General features: G+C 70.8%; 12 protein-coding genes and 1 pseudogene. 10 read left to right on the top strand and 3 right to left on the bottom strand.

Annotated features, from left to right (window positions below; translation table 11 throughout):
- Positions 1-147: 147 nt before the first annotated feature.
- On the top strand, positions 148-1,503 hold the full coding sequence (locus PKF00_RS13150) for a serine hydrolase domain-containing protein (protein ID WP_271217735.1): 1,356 nt from the start codon (positions 148-150) through the stop codon (positions 1,501-1,503).
- Here the strand turns inward: PKF00_RS13150 and PKF00_RS13145 are convergent.
- Positions 1,446-2,330 (bottom strand): LysR family transcriptional regulator, encoded by an 885-nt coding sequence (locus tag PKF00_RS13145; protein WP_271217734.1) that lies wholly within the window; start codon positions 2,328-2,330, stop codon positions 1,446-1,448. The genes PKF00_RS13150 and PKF00_RS13145 overlap by 58 nt on opposite strands.
- Before the next feature lie 77 nt (positions 2,331-2,407).
- Between PKF00_RS13145 and PKF00_RS13140 the strand changes: the two genes are divergently transcribed.
- Positions 2,408-3,124 carry a CTP synthase C-terminal region-related (seleno)protein gene (locus tag PKF00_RS13140; RefSeq protein ID WP_271217733.1) on the top strand — a complete coding sequence of 239 codons (717 nt, stop codon included), beginning with the start codon at positions 2,408-2,410 and terminating at the stop codon, positions 3,122-3,124.
- Here PKF00_RS13140 and PKF00_RS13135 read toward each other — a convergent pair.
- Positions 3,081-3,824, bottom strand: coding sequence for a MerR family transcriptional regulator (locus PKF00_RS13135; RefSeq protein WP_271217732.1), 744 nt, complete (start codon positions 3,822-3,824; stop codon positions 3,081-3,083). The two genes, PKF00_RS13140 and PKF00_RS13135, sit on opposite strands and share 44 nt — an antisense overlap.
- 122 nt (positions 3,825-3,946) lie before the next feature.
- Here PKF00_RS13135 and PKF00_RS13130 point away from each other — a divergent pair, with 122 nt between their 5' ends.
- From PKF00_RS13130 to PKF00_RS13120, 3 genes are all read left to right on the top strand, one after another.
- On the top strand, positions 3,947-6,265 hold the full coding sequence (locus PKF00_RS13130; RefSeq protein ID WP_425582163.1) for an ATP-binding cassette domain-containing protein: 2,319 nt from the start codon (positions 3,947-3,949) through the stop codon (positions 6,263-6,265).
- A 68-nt stretch (positions 6,266-6,333) separates the two neighbouring features.
- A complete protein-coding gene (locus PKF00_RS13125; protein WP_271217730.1) occupies positions 6,334-7,617 on the top strand; it encodes an MFS transporter in 1,284 nt (427 codons plus the stop codon).
- 155 nt (positions 7,618-7,772) lie between these two features.
- Entirely contained in the window at positions 7,773-8,591 is an 819-nt protein-coding gene (locus tag PKF00_RS13120; RefSeq protein WP_271217729.1) for an alpha/beta fold hydrolase, read from the top strand.
- A gap of 41 nt (positions 8,592-8,632) precedes the next feature.
- On the opposite strand, the gene PKF00_RS13115 is transcribed toward PKF00_RS13120, so the two are convergent.
- Complete coding sequence (locus tag PKF00_RS13115; RefSeq protein WP_271217728.1) at positions 8,633-10,141, bottom strand: MFS transporter; 1,509 nt, start codon at positions 10,139-10,141, stop codon at positions 8,633-8,635.
- 165 nt (positions 10,142-10,306) lie between these two features.
- On the opposite strand from PKF00_RS13115, the gene PKF00_RS13110 reads away from it, so the two are divergent.
- From PKF00_RS13110 to PKF00_RS45180, 5 genes and pseudogenes are all read left to right on the top strand, one after another.
- Complete coding sequence (locus PKF00_RS13110) at positions 10,307-11,284, top strand: Lrp/AsnC family transcriptional regulator (RefSeq protein WP_271217727.1); 978 nt, start codon at positions 10,307-10,309, stop codon at positions 11,282-11,284.
- Between the two features lie 71 nt (positions 11,285-11,355).
- Positions 11,356-12,630: an MFS transporter gene (locus PKF00_RS13105; RefSeq protein WP_271217726.1), complete on the top strand. Its 1,275-nt coding sequence runs from the start codon at positions 11,356-11,358 to the stop codon at positions 12,628-12,630.
- Between the two features lie 359 nt (positions 12,631-12,989).
- Positions 12,990-13,622 carry a TetR/AcrR family transcriptional regulator gene (locus tag PKF00_RS13100; RefSeq protein ID WP_271217725.1) on the top strand — a complete coding sequence of 211 codons (633 nt, stop codon included), beginning with the start codon at positions 12,990-12,992 and terminating at the stop codon, positions 13,620-13,622.
- A 63-nt stretch (positions 13,623-13,685) separates the two neighbouring features.
- Entirely contained in the window at positions 13,686-14,282 is a 597-nt protein-coding gene (locus PKF00_RS13095) for a DUF1707 SHOCT-like domain-containing protein (protein ID WP_271217724.1), read from the top strand.
- Positions 14,283-14,534: 252 nt separating this feature from the next.
- A pseudogene (locus PKF00_RS45180) lies at positions 14,535-16,548 on the top strand (DUF4158 domain-containing protein); the annotation flags it as partial.
- Between the last annotated feature and the right edge of the window lie 202 nt (positions 16,549-16,750).

The following is a 16,750-nucleotide window of genomic DNA, read 5'->3' as shown; positions in this document are numbered from 1 at the left end:
CAAAAACAAACCCTTCCTGAGACGGCGCTCGAGGCGATCGCCGATGAGAGCGTGCCGACCGCCGAATCGCGATTGCGTCAAGGGTGCTGACAGGGCTTCTGCGGCACTAGCCTGAGCACACATGTCGTGTCGGGGAGGGATCATCTGATGTCGCCGGTTCTGGAGAGCACGGCTCGCGCACTGCTGCGCAGGATCGCGGTCGAGCAGGCCGAGTCGCGGTTGCCGTCCCTCGCGGCGGCCGTGGTGCGTGAGGGACGGATCGCCTGGTTCGGCTCGCGGGGCCGGGTCGAGGGAGCGGCCCCCACGGAGAGCACCCAGTACCGCATCGGCTCGATCACCAAGAGCATGGTCGCGGTCGTGGTCATGCGCCTGCGCGACGAGGGCGGGGTGGACCTGCTCGACCCGATCGGCAAGCACGTCCCCGGCACGCCGGTCAACGAGGTGACCGTCGCCCAGCTGCTGTCGCACACGGCCGGGCTGACCGCCGAGCCGCCGGGGCAGTGGTGGGAGCGGACCCCGGGCATGCCGGTCGAGCAGCTCATCGGCCTGCTGGGCCCCGAGACCTCCCGCCACCGTCCCGGGCGCCGCTTCCACTACTCCAACCTGGGCTTCGCCCTGCTGGGCGAGCTGATCGCCAGGCACCGGGGAGTGAGCTGGGAGCGGGCCGTGCAGGCGGAGGTGCTGGAGCCGCTGGGCATGCGCGAGACCACGACCCGCCCGCGTGCGCCGCACGCCACCGGCTACGCCGTGCACCCGTGGGCCGACGTGCTGCTGCCCGAGCCCGAGCACGACGCGCTGGCGATGGCCCCGGCCGGGCAGTTCTGGTCGACCACCGGCGACCTCGCCCGGTGGGCGGCGTTCGTCGCCGGAGACACCGCGGGCGTCCTGGACCCGGCCACGGTCGCCGAGATGCGCGAGCCCGCGACCGTCGACGACGGTGACGCCTGGACCGGCGGATTCGGCCTCGGCCTGCAGCTCGCCCGCGCCGGCGGGCGTCGCCTGGCCGGTCACAGCGGTTCCATGCCGGGCTTCCTGGCCACCGTCTGGGCCGACCCGTCCGACAGGGTGGGCGTGCTGTTCATGGCCAACTCGACCTCGGGGGTGAGCCGTACGCTCCTGACCGAGCTGCTGGCCATCCTGGACGAGCACGAGCCGCGCCTGCCCGCCGAGTGGGAGCCCGTCACAGCCGACGCCGATCTGCTGGAGCTGACGGGGCCGTGGTACTGGGGGCCGAGCGCGTACGCGCTGCGGCTGCTGCCGGAACGGGGGCTGGCGCTCGGTCCTGTCGGCGGAGCGGGCCGGGCCTCGCGGTTCGTCGCCCAGGGCGACGGGACCTGGCTCGGCCTGGACGGCTACTACGCCGGTGAGAGGCTGAGCCTGGTGCGCAGGGCCGACGGCTCGCTCAGCCATCTGGACCTCAACACCTTCGTCTTCACCCGCACCCCCTACGACCCCGCGGCCGAGGTGCCGGGCGGGGTCGACGAGGGCGGCTGGCGCAGCTGAGCCGCGAGGGCGGCGGCCCGATCCGAGGACGGGCCGTACAGCGCCTCGACCCGGTGCACCACACGCGGCGCGGTCAGCGGCACCCCGGCCGCCACCGACGCGGGCAGCAGCGCCAGCCCGTGCCCGGCGGCGGCCAGGTTCACCACGGTGTGCACGTCCTCGCCGTCGTAACCGAACGCGACACGGAACCCGCCGACTCCCGCGATCTCGCGTAACCGCTCGACGGGAACGGCGACATCGGCCCGCAGCCACAGCGCGTCGGCCAGGTCGGCCAGCGCCAGCCCGCGCCTGCGGGCCAGCGGATGACGGTCGGGCAGGACCACGACCAGTTCCTCCTCCGCGACGCCGATCCTGGCGGGCGTGCCGACGTCGGGCAGCCGCAGCGGGTCGCTGGGAGCGGCGATCCCGTCGACGAGCCCCAGATCGGCCGCGCCGGAGGCGAACCGCTCGGCGACGCGCTCGCGTCCCACGGTGCGCAGGGTCGCCACCGAGCGGTTCGCCGTCAGGCCCCGCGCGATCGCCGGGGTGCACGCCAGTGGGGAGGCGATCACGGTCAGCCGTTCCGCGGGCCCCGCGGCGGCGCGCAGCACGTCGGCGCGGGCCGCCCTGTGGCGCAGCAGCAGCGGGCCCGCGTGCTCCAGCAGGCGCTCCCCCGCCGGGGTGGGCCGCACGGGACGGCGCCGCAGCAGCGCCACCCCCAGGTCCGCCTCCAGCACGGCGATCTGCTGGGACACCGCCGACTGGGTGTAGCCGAGCTCCTCGGCGGCAGCGGAGAAGGACCGCCGGTGGACGACGGTCACGAACGTGCGCAGCAGGTGTGGCTCCACAGCGCATCAGTATCTCTTATCGAAGGAACGGCAATCATCGTTGGCGCTTACTGCGGGGGCGCGGCAAGGATGGGGGCATGACCACCGCGACAGTCGCCCTGGTCGGCGACAGATCCCCCGGCGTCCAGGCTCACACACGCGTTCCCACCATCCTCCAGGCCCTGCGCGAACGCGACGGGCTCACGCTGGACGCCTACTGGATCCCCACGACCGAAGCCGAGGACCTGGAGGGGTTCGACGGCGTCTGGATAATGCCCGGCAGCCCGTACCTCAGCGAGGCGGGCGCGGTGAACGCCGCCCGCACCGCCCGCGAGCACGGCATCCCGTTCCTCGGCACCTGCGGCGGCTTCCAGCACACGCTGCTGGAGTACGCGCGCAACGTCCTCGGCCTGCCGGTCGCGCACGCGGAGAACGACCCGGACGCCGACGACTTCCTGCTGCTGCGGCTGGCCTGCTCGCTCGCGGGCCACGAGGAGGCGGTACGGCTGACGCCGGGATCGCTGGCCGAGAAGGTCGTCGGCGCGGCCAGGACCGTGGAGAGATACTCGTGCTCCTTCGGCCTCAACCCCGTCTACCTGCCCGCGCTCGAGGCGGGCGGGCTGAGTTTCACCGGTCACGACAGCACCGGAGCCGTACGGATCCTCGAGCTGCCCGACCATCCGTTCTTCCTGGCCACGCTCTTCCAGCCCGAGCTGGCCGGTGACGGCAGCAGGCCGCATCCGATCATCACCGCCTTCGCCTCGGCCGCCGTCAGCCGGGCGGCACGGGATCCGAGGGCGCTCCTCCCCCGGTGAGGTAGTGGTGCAGGCGGCTGGAGCCCTCAAGCATGGCCGCCGCCCGTTGCGTCAGTTCGGCCTGACGTTGCGCGATGGCCGCCCGCAGCGCGTCGCTGCTGCCCGTCCTGCGCAGGCCGTCGAGGATGGGCTGAATCCGTGACAGGGGATAGCGGCTCTGCCTGAGCATGTTGATCATTCTCGCGTCCCGGACGTCGGCCGGGCCGAAGCGGCGGTAGCCGGTGCCCGGATCGCGCTTCGGTGTCAGGAGACCGGCGGACTCCCACAGGCGCAGGGCGGAGGCGCGCACGCCGAGGTGGGCGGCCACCTCCCCCACACGCATGCCCGACCGCGGCGACGCCGAGGACTCCGGGGGCTGCTCCGCGACAGCCTCGAGCGCCTCGCCCGCGGCCCTGAGGGAGAGGCGTTGCTCGTGCAGCGCCGCATGGCCCGCGTCCACGAGCGCGAGCGCCGCGGAGAGGTCTCCGGCGTGGACAGCCTGCATGATCGCTCGGGCGGCCTCCCATCCGTGCCCTCCCGCCAGCGTCCGGTAGGTGATCAGGGCCCGGCGGTGCCCCGCGTCGAACCTGCGGTAACCGGCAGCGGTCCGCGGAGTCGGGGGCAGGACGCCGGCGTCGGCGTAGTTGCGGATCTGCTGGGTGGAGACGCCCGCCATCCGCGCCAGGTCGATGGGACGAAGGGCTGCTTCCTCACGGCTCATCGCTCCGCCCTCCAATAACAGGGTTCACCATCGACTTTAAGGTTACCGAAACAAACACCAGGAAAATCCGCCGGAGGTGATGAAAAAGTTCAAACAAGGACTTCAATGAGAAACTTGAAGGCATGAATTCCGGTGACAGATCAGGAGTGTTCGCAATCGCCGGCCCCCGCGTGCCGGAACACGCGGCCGCGGACGGACACGACCTCATCCAGGTCCGCGGAGCCAGGGAGAACAACCTGGCCGACGTCTCCCTCGACATCCCCAAACGACGGCTCACCGTCTTCACCGGGGTCTCGGGCTCGGGAAAGTCCTCCCTCGTCTTCGACACGATCGCCGCGGAGTCACGGCGCTTGATCAACGAGACCTACACGGCCTTCGTCCAGTACTTCATGCCGAGCCTCAGCCGTCCCGACGTCGACTCGCTGCGCAACCTGAGCGCGGCGATCGTCGTCGACCAGGAAAGGATGGGCGCCAACTCCCGCTCGACCCTGGGCACCGCCACCGACGCCCACACCATGCTGCGGATCCTGTTCAGCCGGATCGGCGTCCCCCACGTCGGCCCTCCCCAGGCCTTCAGCTTCAACAGGGCGGAGGGCATGTGCCCGCGGTGCGAGGGGCTCGGCAAGGTCTCCGAGATCGACGTCGACCAGTTGGTCGACACGAGGCTGTCGTTGAACGACGGAGCGATCACGGTCCCCGGGTTCGGGGTGGACACCTGGTACTGGCAGCTGATGGCGCACTCCGGCCTCTTCGACCCCGACCTCGCGCTCAGGGACTACACCCCCGCCCAGTGGGAGGACTTCCTGCACAAGCCCGCCACCAAACTCAAAATCGGATCGAACAACGTCACCTACGAGGGGCTCGTCACCAAGGTCCGGCGGCTGTACCTCGCCAAGGACCGGGAGTCGATGCAGCCCCAGGCGCGCGCGTTCGCCGACAGGGCGGTCAAACTCGCCGGCTGCCCCGCCTGTGAGGGCTCCCGGCTGAACGAGGCGGCCCGGTCCTCGACGATCGACGGCCACACGATCGTGCGGTGCTCGGCCATGCAGATCAACGACCTGGCCGAGTTCGTCAGGGGCATCCGGGACGCCTCCGTCGGGCCGCTGCTCGAGGCACTCGGCGAGACACTGGACTCGCTGGCCGGGATCGGCCTCGGCTATCTGAGCCTCGACCGGGAGACCTCCACGCTGTCCGGCGGCGAGACACAGCGCGTGAAGATGGTCAGGCACCTCAATTCGGCGCTGACCGACGTCACATACGTCTTCGACGAGCCCACCGCGGGGTTGCACCCGCACGACATCCAACGGATGAACGACCTGCTGCTCCAGCTGCGCGACAAGGGCAACACGGTGCTCGTCGTCGAGCACAAGCCGGAGACCATCCGGATCGCCGACCATGTCGTCGACCTCGGCCCAGGGGCCGGCAGGGCGGGCGGCCGGATCTGCTTCGCCGGCGACCTGGCGGGACTGCGGGAGTCCGGCACCCTGACCGGCCGCTACCTCGACCATCGGGTGGAGGTACGCGAGAAGGCGCGCACCCCCAGCGGGCTGTTGCCGATCAAGGACGCCTCCCTGCACAACCTGCGGGACGTGAACGTCGACATCCCCCTCGGCGTGCTCACCGTCGTCACCGGCGTCGCCGGGTCCGGCAAGAGCTCGCTGATCCACGGCTACGTCGCCGGGCGGGACGGCGTGGTCGTCGCCGACCAGTCGGCGATCCGCGGCTCACGCCGGAGCAACCCGGCCACCTACACGGGGCTGCTCGACCCGATCAGGGCGGCGTTCGCCAAGGCGAACGGTGTGAAGCCCGGCCTGTTCAGCGCCAACTCCGAGGGCGCGTGCCCCGCGTGCAAGGGCATCGGGCTGATCTACACCGACCTCGCCATGATGGCCGAGGTGGCGTCGGTGTGCGATGAGTGCGAGGGGAGACGGTTCACCCCGAAGGTGCTTTCCTACCGGCTGCGCGGCAGGAACATCAGCGAGGTCCTCGGCATGTCCGTGACGGAGGCCCGGGAGTTCTTCACCGGCGGCCAGGCCCGCACCGTCCTCGACCGCCTCGCCGCGGTCGGTCTTGGCTACCTCGGCCTCGGCCAGCCGCTCACCACGCTGTCCGGCGGCGAACGGCAACGGCTCAAACTCGCCATCCACATGGCGAAGAACGGCACGACCTACGTCCTGGACGAGCCGACCACCGGCCTGCACCTCGCCGACGTGGACCAGCTGCTCGGCATGCTCGACCGTCTCGTCGACGACGGCAACACCGTCATCGTCATCGAACACCACCAGGCGGTGATGGCCCACGCGGACTGGATCGTCGACCTCGGACCGGGAGCGGGCCACGACGGCGGTCAGGTCGTCTTCACCGGCACCCCCGCCGAACTCGTCGCCACCGGGACCTCGCTCACCGCCGAACATCTCCGCCGCTACGTCGGCCGGCCGTAGGACGAGCACCCCAACGCGGTCACCCGTCGACGATCTCCCTCTCCGGGCGGTTGCGGACCTCGCCTGCCATGGGAGATCTTCGACGGGTGACACCGGCCGGGGGAACGGAAGGCGCACCCGTACGTCCGCTGTGGCGCGAGCGTGACTTCGTCGTCTTCTGGGGCGCGCAGACGTTCTCCGTCGCCGGAGACTCCTTCGCCTACGTCGCCGTCCCGCTGCTGGTGCTGCACGTGACCGGGTCGGTCGCGCAGATGGGGCTGCTGACCGGTGTCGCCGGTGTGGCGTCGATCGTCGCCGGGCTGTTCGCTGGAGCGCTGGTCGACCGCTTCGACCGGCGGGCGCTGCTGATCTACTGCGACCTCGCCCGGGTGGTCTCGTACGGCCTCATACCGCTGGCCTGGACGTTCGGCCCGCAGGTGTGGCTGCTGTACGTGGTGCTACCGGTCAGCGAGGCCATCGGGATGGTCTTCCAGGTCACCTATGTGACGGCGGTGCGCACCCTCGTGCGCGACGACCGCGTCACCGAGGCCAACGGTCTGCTCTACGCCACCTACGCGGCGGCGGGGATCGCGGGCCCACTGCTGGCGGGGCTGGTCACCGAGCGGTTCGGCGCGACCGCGGCCGTCGCCGTCAACGCGGCGAGCTTCGCGGTGTCCGTGGTGGGCATCCGGCTCATCCGCTTCGGCGGGCAGGCCACGGCCCCTGACGGGCAGGCCGTCCCCGCCCGTCAGGGGCCGTGGCGGGAGCTGCTGGCGGGCGTCCGATTTCTCTGGCGGCATCCGGTGCTGCGCCCCCTGACCGTGCTGCTGTCGTTCCTCGTCTTCCTGACGTACGGCCTGACCGACGTCCTGATCTACTTCTTCAAACATGATCTCGGCAGGTCGGACGGCGAGGTCGGCGTCATCCTCGCGATCGCGGGGCTCGGCACGATCGCCGGATCCCTGCTGGCGGCGCCCGTCCGCAGAAGGCTGTGGTTCGGCGCCTCGTGGATCGGGGCACAGGCGGTGGGCGCGCTCGCCATGGCCGGCATCGGCCTCTCAGGGGACATCCCGGTGATCACCGCCCTGGCGGCCGCCTACCTGGCCTGCGCCAGCGTGGCCGGCATCAGCTCGATGTCACTGCGTCAGCAGGTGACCCCGGACCGTCTGCTGGGCCGCGTCACCTCCGCGTTCTGGACCATCCACAACTCCACAGGTCCGGTGGGGGCCGCGCTGCTCACCTGGATGGCCGGGCGGTACGGGGCCGCCGAGGTGTTCCTGCTCGCCGGAGGAGGCTGCCTGCTGATCGCGGTCGCCGCGCTTCTCACTCCCGTCAGGCGAGCCGCCCCCGAGCAGCCGGAGCACACCGTCTGAGGCGGTGAGCACCGTTCCCCGCGAAGTTCTGGGAATGCCGACGACTCCGGGCGGCGGGGCGGGGCGCGGTGAAAGGATGGAAACACGACGTTGCGCGGGAGCGTCAGCGCCCACGGCAGGCCGTGGGTGGTCCAATCCCCCCGGAAGGCGAACTCATGGACACCGGCACGCTGGCCGTACCCGGCGCCGACCTCTACTACGAGGTGCGCGGCTCAGGACCGCCCCTCCTGCTCGTCAACGGCGGCGACGGCGACGCGGCGTTGTTCGGGCCGCTGGCCGCTCTGCTCGCGGAGCACCACACAGTCGTCACCTACGACCTGCGGGGCAACTCCCGCAGCCGCCTCACCGAGCCGGCGCGGGAGCAATGGATCGGCGAACACGCAGACGACGCCCACCTGCTGCTGCGCGCGATCGGCGACGAGCCCGCCCGCGTCTTCGGCACCAGCTACGGCGCCATGATCGGCATGGACCTGCTCGCCCGCCACCCGGCTCAGGTCCGTTCCCTGGTCGCGCACGAGCCGTTCCTCATCGAGCTGCTGCCCGACGCGGAGCGCTGGCACACGCTGTTCCAGGAGGTGCACGAGACCTACCGGCGTGACGGCGTCGGCAAGGCCATCCGCGTGCTCAACGCGGAGGTCGGCGTGGAGATCCCGCCTGAGCCGTCAGCGGCTCTGCCCGCCCCGGTGCTGGAGATGCTGGCCCGCGTCCAGGCGAACATGGAAACGTGCCTGGAGTACGAGCTGCGGTCGTTCGTTCGTTTCAGACCGGACATGGACGCCCTGCGCGCCGCTCGCCTCGCCGTGGTGGCGGGGGCCGACTCGTGTGAGACGCTCCCCCACCGCATCGCCGCCGTCCTCGCCGCGCGCCTCGATGTCCAGTTGCTCGAGTTCCCCTGCGACCACGTGGGTTTCCTGAGGTGTCCTGCCGAGTTCGCCGAAGCCCTCGGCGACGTGTTCGACCGCCTCGACCGCTGAAACCGTCCGCCGCTCTCGACGGGGACGGCGGCTGGACGTGGTCAGGGGTTTCCCGGGACGTTCTCGTGAAGGGACACCGGGACGCTCTCCCCCGCCTCCGGCGTCTCCCGCTCGACAGGGCGTGGCTCCCGCACCAGCACCAGCACTGTGACCCCGGCGAGCAGCCCGACGACGCCGGCGACAAGCGCCGCCGCGTTCAGTCCTGAGGCGAACGCCGCGCGCAGCGCGTGCTCGGAGACGCCCGTCCCGCGCAGCCAGGACGCGCCTCCGCCCGCGAGCGCGTGGGCCTGGCCGGGGGCGAGCGTGTCCTCCATGCGGGAGGTCAGCACCGTGCCGAAGGCGGCGACCCCGAAGGCGTACCCGAGCTGCCTGAACGTGTTGACCGCGCCGCCCGCCATGCCCGCGCGCTCCGGCGGCACTGCGGCGAGCGCGGCGCCCGCGAGCGCGGGAGCCACCAGTCCCGTGCCGAGGCCCGCCAGTACCAGCCCCGGCAGCAGCGCCGTCCACGAGGAGCCCGCGTCCAGGACGGCCTGCGCGAGGGCGCCCGCGCCGAGCAGCGCCAGACCCGCGCCGATCGTCAGGCGCGGTCGCACCCCGTGCAGCAGCCGGCCACCGGCCGCCGCCACCACGAAGCCCGTCGCGGCCAACGGCAGCACGGCGAGACCGGCGTGCACCGGACCGAGCCCGAGCACCGTCTGCAGCCAGATCGAGGTGTACGGCAGCACCGCGAAGGCGGCCACGCTGTAGGCGAGCGCCCCCACCGTCACTCCCGCGAACGCGGGCTTGCCGAACAGCGACAGATCCAGCAGCGGATGGGCCGTCCTGCGTTCGACGAGCACGAAGCAGACCAGTGCGAGCGCCGCGATCCCGAACGCGGTCAGGGTGGGCGTTGAGACCCACCCGAGGCCGCCCGCCCGCATGACCGCGTATGTCGTCGCGCCCGCGAAGCACGCGAACGTCACCGTGCCCGCCCAGTCGAGCCGTCCGCCCCGCGCGGCGCGCGACTCGGGGACGGTGCGCCGGGTCAGCCAGATCGCCGCCACACTCACCGGCAGGTTGACGAAGAAGATCCAGCGCCAGCCGGGGCCTTCGGTCAGCAGGCCGCCGACCACCGGGCCGATCGCCGCCGCACCGCCGCTGACCGCCCCCCACAGACCGAGCGCGACCGAACGCCGCCTGCCCTGGTACACCGAGCCGAGCAGCGGCAGCGTGGTCGCGAACATCGCGGCCGCCCCCACTCCTTGAACCCCGCGCGCCGCCACCAGTGTCACGGGCGACGTCGCCAGCCCGCAGGCCAGTGAGGCCGCCGCGAAGAGCACGACGCCCGCCACATGGACCCTGCGCCTGCCCAGCAGGTCGGCGGTGGCGCCCGCGCCGAGCAGCAGCGCGGCGAGCGTCAGCGCGTAGCCGTCGATGACCCACTGCAGATCGGAGAGCGAGGCGTTCAACCCTCCGGCCATGTCAGGCAGCGCCACCACGACGATCGAGACGTCGAGCAGCAGCATGAACGTCCCCAGACAGACCGCGACCAGCGGTCCCCACTTGCGCATTTCTCCCCCTGTACGGCCCGAGCAGCGAGTGTGCGTCCGAACGGCAGGCGCACGGCACGCACGGCGTGGTCTTCGACCACTCCCGTACGATCAGACGTGCACGGTCGATGTCGCCAGCCATGGCTGGAAAAGCGCCGGAATCCGACATAGGAAAGGCCTTTCTACATGGAATCCCCCAAGTTCGATGACATTGACCTGAAGCTGATGCAGGCCCTGGAGCTCGACGCCCGCCTCCCCTTCAGCCGGATCGCCGCCGTGCTCGGCGTGTCCGACCAGACCGTGGCGCGCCGCTTTCGCAGGCTGCGCGCGGAAGCGGGGCTGCGGGTGGTCGCCGTCCGCTGCGCCGCCGACAAGCCGGGCCTCGAGCACTGGATGCTGCGGCTGCGCTGTACGCCCGACGGAGCCGTGACCATCGCGGACGCGCTGGCCAGACGCCCCGGAACGGCGTGGATCGGCCTCACCTCGGGCGGCACGGAGGTGACCTGCACGACCCGCGCCCGCACCCGCGACGAAAGCGACGAACTGCTGCTCGGCAAGCTGCCGCGCACCCCGCACATCGTCGAGGTCCGCGCGCACCAGCTGCTGCACCGCTTCTACGGCGGCCCTGTCGGCTGGCTCGCCAAGAACGGCGCGCTCACGGAGGCCGAGGCCGCCGCGCTCACCCCCGAGCCGCACCCGCACCCGGGGCCCGCCCTGATCAGCGAGGAGGACGAGTCGCTGGTCGCCGCCCTCGAGCGCGACGGCCGTGCGACCTATCCGGAGCTCCAGAAGGCGACAGGCCGCTCGGAATCCGCGATCAAGCGCAGGCTGGCACAGCTCGTCGGCTCGGGGGCGATGTACATCGACGTCGAGTTCAACCCCGAGCGCTTCGGCTTCCACAACGCGGCGATGCTGAGCATCACCGCCGCGCCACGCTCCCTGAACGCGGTGGGCGAGGCCCTCGCCGCCCATCAGGAGATCGCCTACGCCGTCGCGACCACGGGTTCGTCCAACCTGATGGCCGTCGTGGTCACCAGGGACACCGCCCACCTCTACGACTATCTGAGTGGCGGGGTCGGCGCGCTCGACGGAGTCGAACACGTGGAGACCATGCCGTTCCTGCGACGGGTCAAGCAGCTGACGTACCAGCCGTTCCGCGGCTGACGTCTCGGGCACGCTCACCTGTCCGGTGTGGAACACTGGGCGGGCCGATCAATCCGTTGAGGAGCCCGCTGGTGACCGTGTCACGAAAGGCGAGGCTCCAGGCGAGGCCAGGCCTTCGCGCGAACGGGTCGGGCGCGGACTTCGCCCGCCTCTGGCGGTCCCACACGGTCAGTGCCGCCGGATCCGCTCTGAGCGCCGGGGCGCTGCCGCTGATCGCCATCGTCGTCCTCCACGCCGGTCCTCTCCAGGTCTCGCTGCTGGCGGTCATCGGCTCCATGGCCAGTGCGATCATCACTCTTCCCGTGGGAAACCTGGTGGATCGCACCGACAGGCGCGCCGTCATGGTCGTCAGCGACCTGCTGCAGTTCCTCGCGATCGCCAGTGTTCCGGTGGCGGCCCTGTTGGGCGGCCTGACGTTCACGCATCTGTGCCTGGTCGCGGTGCTCCAGACGAGTGGCGCGATCGCCCACGGCTCGGCCAGCCTCGCCTATGTCAGGCACACGGTCGAACCCGATCGTCGCACCCTGGCCAATGCCCGGCTGGAGACCGTCAACTGGGTCACCCAGTCGGCGGGTCCCCCTGTCGGCGGCGCGCTGATCGGGCTGGCAGGGCCGATGATCACGTTGGTCGCCGACGCCCTGAGCTATCTCGCTTCGGCGGTGCTGCTACGAAGGATCACACCAGCCGCCCCCGCTCCCCGGACCGCGCCGGAGGGCGGCTGGTCGAGGAGGGAGCTGTTCGCGGGCTGGGTGTTCATCATGCGCCATCCCGGCCTGCGCGTCCTGTACGTCAACGCCATGGTCTTCGGTGGCGCGATCATGTGGAGCGTGCCGATCACGGCCGTCCTGATGCTCGAAGACATGAAAGCCTCCCCTGTCGAGTACGGCATCGCCCTCGGAGTCCCTTGTGTCGGCGGTCTCCTCGGAGCGACGCTCTCCCCCAGGCTGGCCGCCGTGCTGGGCGAGAGGAGGTCTCTGGTCGTGTTCGGGGCGGCCAGGACGATCTGGCTGATCCCGCTGGCGTTCGTGGGAAGCGGGCCGTCGGCCGTCGCCGTGATCACTCTGGTGGAGTTCCTGTTGCTGCTGTGCGCGGGCGTCTTCAACCCGATCTTCAGCACCTACCGGATGGACCATACTCCGGATCACGTCATGGCTCGCGTCGGCACCGCCTGGTCGGTCAGCGCCAAGAGCGTGCAGCCCCTGTTCATCGCCTTGGGCGGCGCGCTCGCCACGGCCATGTCCGCCAGAGGATCCCTCCTCCTCGCCGGGATCCTGTGTGTGGCGAGTGCCGCCTTCCTGCCCTGGAGGGGTGCCACCGGAGTACGGCAGAAACGGGCCGCGAGGTGAGATATCCGCTGGTCAGCGTTGCGCGAGGGCTGCTTAGGCGGTGGAGCGGCATCTTGAGGGTGCGGGCGGCTCGGTGACCGAGACGCCGTTGTCGACCAGGCGACGCAGTGTCGCCAGCTCCGCGCGGTCGGCCGGTCTTCTTCTTGCCGGGCAGCATGGCGCCGGTGGCCTCGCGGCGCTTGGTGGCGACGATCCCGTCGGCCTGGCGCTCGGCGCGCAGTTCCAGCTCGTACTCGGCGGCCGCGGCCAGGACCGCGAAGGTACCCGTGCCAGCGCTCCTGGTCGGGGTCGGGGTCGGGGTCGGCGACAACGTACGGCTCCGGCTCCCTTGTTGACCAGTGGACAATAAACTGCCGGTCATGGCACCCAGACGCAGGCGCGACCCTGCGGAATCACGCGCCGAGCTGCTGGCGGCGGCGGCCGAGCTGATCAGGCAGCGAGGTCCGGACAACGTCAGCCTGCGGCAGATCGCCGAGGCCGCCGGTGTCGCCCACGGGCTCGTGTCCCACTACTTTGGCAGCTATGCCGCCCTGGTCAGGGAGGTGCTGCGCGTCGAGAACGATCACATGGAAGCGCGGGTGCGTGAACGCATCCGCACCCAGGACGGCGTGCCGCTGGCGGCGGGAATCATGGACGTGGTGTTCGACACCCTGGCAGACGAGCGCTATCTGCGCCTGTTCGTCTGGGCCGAGATGCACGCCGACTACCGGGGTGCCACGCGGCCGGAGCTGGTGGAGCTGATCGACACGATCGAGGCCGGGATACGCGCCGCGCTCGCAGGTCGGCACGCGCCGAGCCGGTCGCGCATCGAGGCGGTTGTGCTGATCGGGCTCTCGGCCGCGTACGGCTTCGCCGTCGGCGGCCGGTCGTGGCTGGCGGGCCTGGGCCACGATCCCGACGACCCGGTGCACGCGGCGGAATTCCGCATCCAGCTCGCCCGGATGATGGGCGTCCACATGGTGGAGGAGTCCGGGCTGGAGCCGGCCGGCTGACTTGTTCTCCGCTTGGAGAATAAGATGGCCCCACCCGCTGATCGCGCAGACAGGACCGAGAGCATGGCCGAGCACCCCGACCTCACCTCTGACCGCCAGATGCGCCCCTCCGACGAGGACCGCGAGCGAGCGGCCCGGCGGCTCCAGGACGCCGCCGCCGCGGGCCGAATCGAGCTGACCGAGCTGGACCAGCGACTGAGCGAGATCTACGGAGCCCGGACTCAGGGCGAGCTCGCACACGCCGGGCGCGGCCTGCCCGAGCCGGCCCGGACGGACACGCTGGTGGTGACGGACGAGCCCGGTTCCCGATTCGCCATCAGCGTGTTCGGCTGGTTCAGCCGCAAGGGCCGCTGGGTCGCCCCGCGCGTGTTCACGTCGTTGTCGGTGTTTGGCGGCGGTGAGATCGACCTGCGCGACGCCCGCTTCGCCGCGCGGGAGATCCGGGTGCGCGCCTTCGCCCTGTGGGGGTACACGGAGGTCGTCGTGCCCGACGACGTGGAGGTCGAGGTCAAGGGCTTCGGCTTGTTCGGCGCGTTCGACCGCAGCGCCGTCCGCAGCGGGCGGGGGGCGCCGCGAATCGTCGTCAGCGGTCTGGCCCTGTTCGGCGGCGTCGGCACAAAGGCCAAGGCGGCGCCCAAGGCGTCCGGCGGCTGTGACTGACGGCGGCTTCATTCTTGTTCGGCGATCTCGGCCGCCCACGCTCGCAGTCCGGCCAGGAAGCCATCGCGCTGCCGGGGGGCAGACCAAGTACGCCGGAAAGGGCTAATAGGGCTGATCAGAGGCCACGACAATAGCTGAGGCGTCACCATCTGCGTTGATTTGGTTGCAGTTCGATGAACTGTGCGGTCTGTTGTGATCATCCGTCGCTAGGGTCTGCGGGTCCTGGGAGTGATCAGCAGGAAGGGCTCGCCGGTGACGTCGATCGAGCGGACCGCCTACCCGCAGTTCAAGCGCCTGACCTCGGCGCGGGTGCTGCATGCGTTCTTCACCCCGACGGCCGAGGAGACCGACTGGGCTCAGGAGCTGGCCAGGAGTCCGCAGGCGCTGTTCGCGCTGGCGCTGGCGCTGAAGTGCTTTCAGAAGATGGCGCGGTTTCCCTCCCCGGAGGAGATCTCGCAGGTCGTCGTCGACCACGTGCGGCGCTGTCTGGGCCTGGCCGAGGATGTCGAACCCGATCACAGGGCCGCCAGCACGGCCAAATGGCACCGTAAGAAGATCCGTGCTCGTCAGGCGTGGTCTATGACCAGCCCCGGGCCCGGGTGATTGCCGCCGAGGCCATGAGCAAGGCGGCGCTGGCCAAGAACAACCCGCCGGATCTGATCAATGTGGCGTTGGAGCGCTTGATCGAGGCCTCGCTGGAGCTGCCGGGCTTCACCACGCTGGATGAGATGGCCGCCCGGATCCGGGCGCGGGTCAACGCCGAGATCTTCGCTCGCATCTGCGAGCGCATGGGTCCCGAGGGCCGAGAGCGCATCGGAGCTCTGCTGACCACGACGGGGCCGGACGGGCGGACGCTGTTCAACCGGCTGAAGAAGCCGGCGCAGCGGGCGAGCTGGTCGCGCTTTCGCAAGCAGGCCGAGTACCTGGACGAGATCGATGCTCTCGGCGACACCGGGGTGTGGCTGGAGGGCGTCGCCCCCACGAAGATCGCTGATTTTCGTCGGGGAGGCCGACACTCAGGACGCCGACACCCTGTCGCGGTACGAGCCGGTCAAGCAGTTGGCGCTGCTGGCGTGCTTGGCGCACGCCGCGCGGATGCGGGCCCGCGATGACCTAGCGGAGATGCTGTGCAAGCGGGTGGCGAGCAACCTGCGCAGGGCGCGGGCGGCGCTGGAGGACATCCGCGAGCGTCAACGCACGGTCAGTGAGAAGCTGATCGGCACCTACCGCACCGTGCTGGAGCATCTGGACCCCGACGGCCCGGAGGCGGACGCGGGGCGGAGCGGGCGGTGGCCGTGGTGCAGCAGGCGGGCGGGTTCGGCGCGCAGCTGGCCGACATCGAGTCGGTGGCGGCCTTCCACGGTGACAACTACGAGGTGCTGGTGCACCGGTCCTTCGCCAAGACCGCCCCGTGATGTTCGACCTGGCAGCGAAGCTGGAGTTTAAGGCCACCTCCGCCGACGACTCGGTGCTGGTGGCACTGGAGCACGCACGCGCTCATGAAGCGCTGCGGCGCGACTTCATCCCGTTGCCTCCGCCGATCGCCGGCGGCGGCGATCCTGAGTCGGGGATCATGTTCGGGTCCGGCAACTGGTGGCGTGCCGTCACCGACCGGCACCAGCCGGGCATGGTGGCGCGCCGGCATTTCGAGGCGATGGTCTTCACCTACCTGGCCGAGGAGCTGCGCACCGGCGACATCGCGGTGGTCGGCGCGGGCGAGTACGCCGACTGGGGCGCCAACCTGCTGCCGTGGGAGCAGTGCGAGCCGCTGCTGGAGGGTTTCTGCGCCCAGGTCGGGCTGCCGGACACCGCGGCCGCCTTCGTCGCCCAGCTGCGCGGGGCGCATCTGGCCGCGGCCGCGCGCCTGGACGCCGAGTACGAGGACAACACCGACCTGGTGATCGCCGAGGACGGCACCCCGACCGTCAAGCGGCGGCGCGGCCAGGAGACGCTGAAGGCCGCCGAGAATCTGGAGGCGGCGATCGAGCGGCGCATGCCCGAGCGCTCGCTGCTATCCATCGTGGCGCGCACCGCGCACTGGCTGGGCTGGCACCACCACTTCGGACCGGCCTCAGGCTCCGACCCGAAGATCAAAGAGGCGTTGTTCCGCTACTCGCTGGCGATCTTCACCGGTGGCATCAACCTGGGCCTGTACGAGGCGGCCAAGCACCTGACCGGGGTCTCGGCCCGGGAGCTGTCGATGGTCCGCAACCGGCACATCACCATCGCCAAGTTGAATGCCGCGATCGCCTCGGTGGTCAACGCCTTACAAAATGACCTTGGCCGTTCCGTCCACCTGGACGGTCGTTGATCTGCGCGTGAGGAAAGGCGAGCAGCCTGTGTGGATCGTGCCGGACGGCTTGTGGGAGCGGACCGGCGGGTTGCTGCTCGACGCAACCAGTGCGCAGGTCGACGGGGCTGACCGAGGCGGTCGTGCAAGATTGCATCAGGTGGCTGGTCGAGACGCT

Source organism: Streptosporangium carneum, assembly GCF_027922005.1.
Taxonomy (GTDB): Bacteria; Actinomycetota; Actinomycetes; order Streptosporangiales; family Streptosporangiaceae; genus Streptosporangium; species Streptosporangium carneum.
This window is presented reverse-complemented; position numbering and strand designations above follow the sequence as displayed.

Excerpts from the sequence above, each read along its gene's own strand:
- PKF00_RS13150 (WP_271217735.1), top strand. The coding sequence starts at position 148 with ATGTCGCCGGTTCTGGAGAGCACGGCTCGCGCACTGCTGCGCAGGATC.
- PKF00_RS13140 (WP_271217733.1), top strand. The coding sequence starts at position 2,408 with ATGACCACCGCGACAGTCGCCCTGGTCGGCGACAGATCCCCCGGCGTC.
- PKF00_RS13135 (WP_271217732.1), bottom strand. The coding sequence starts at position 3,824 with ATGAGCCGTGAGGAAGCAGCCCTTCGTCCCATCGACCTGGCGCGGATG.
- PKF00_RS13130 (WP_425582163.1), top strand. The coding sequence starts at position 3,947 with ATGAATTCCGGTGACAGATCAGGAGTGTTCGCAATCGCCGGCCCCCGC.
- PKF00_RS13125 (WP_271217730.1), top strand. The coding sequence starts at position 6,334 with ATGGGAGATCTTCGACGGGTGACACCGGCCGGGGGAACGGAAGGCGCA.
- PKF00_RS13120 (WP_271217729.1), top strand. The coding sequence starts at position 7,773 with ATGGACACCGGCACGCTGGCCGTACCCGGCGCCGACCTCTACTACGAG.
- PKF00_RS13115 (WP_271217728.1), bottom strand. The coding sequence starts at position 10,141 with ATGCGCAAGTGGGGACCGCTGGTCGCGGTCTGTCTGGGGACGTTCATG.
- PKF00_RS13110 (WP_271217727.1), top strand. The coding sequence starts at position 10,307 with ATGGAATCCCCCAAGTTCGATGACATTGACCTGAAGCTGATGCAGGCC.
- PKF00_RS13100 (WP_271217725.1), top strand. The coding sequence starts at position 12,990 with ATGGCACCCAGACGCAGGCGCGACCCTGCGGAATCACGCGCCGAGCTG.
- PKF00_RS13095 (WP_271217724.1), top strand. The coding sequence starts at position 13,686 with ATGGCCGAGCACCCCGACCTCACCTCTGACCGCCAGATGCGCCCCTCC.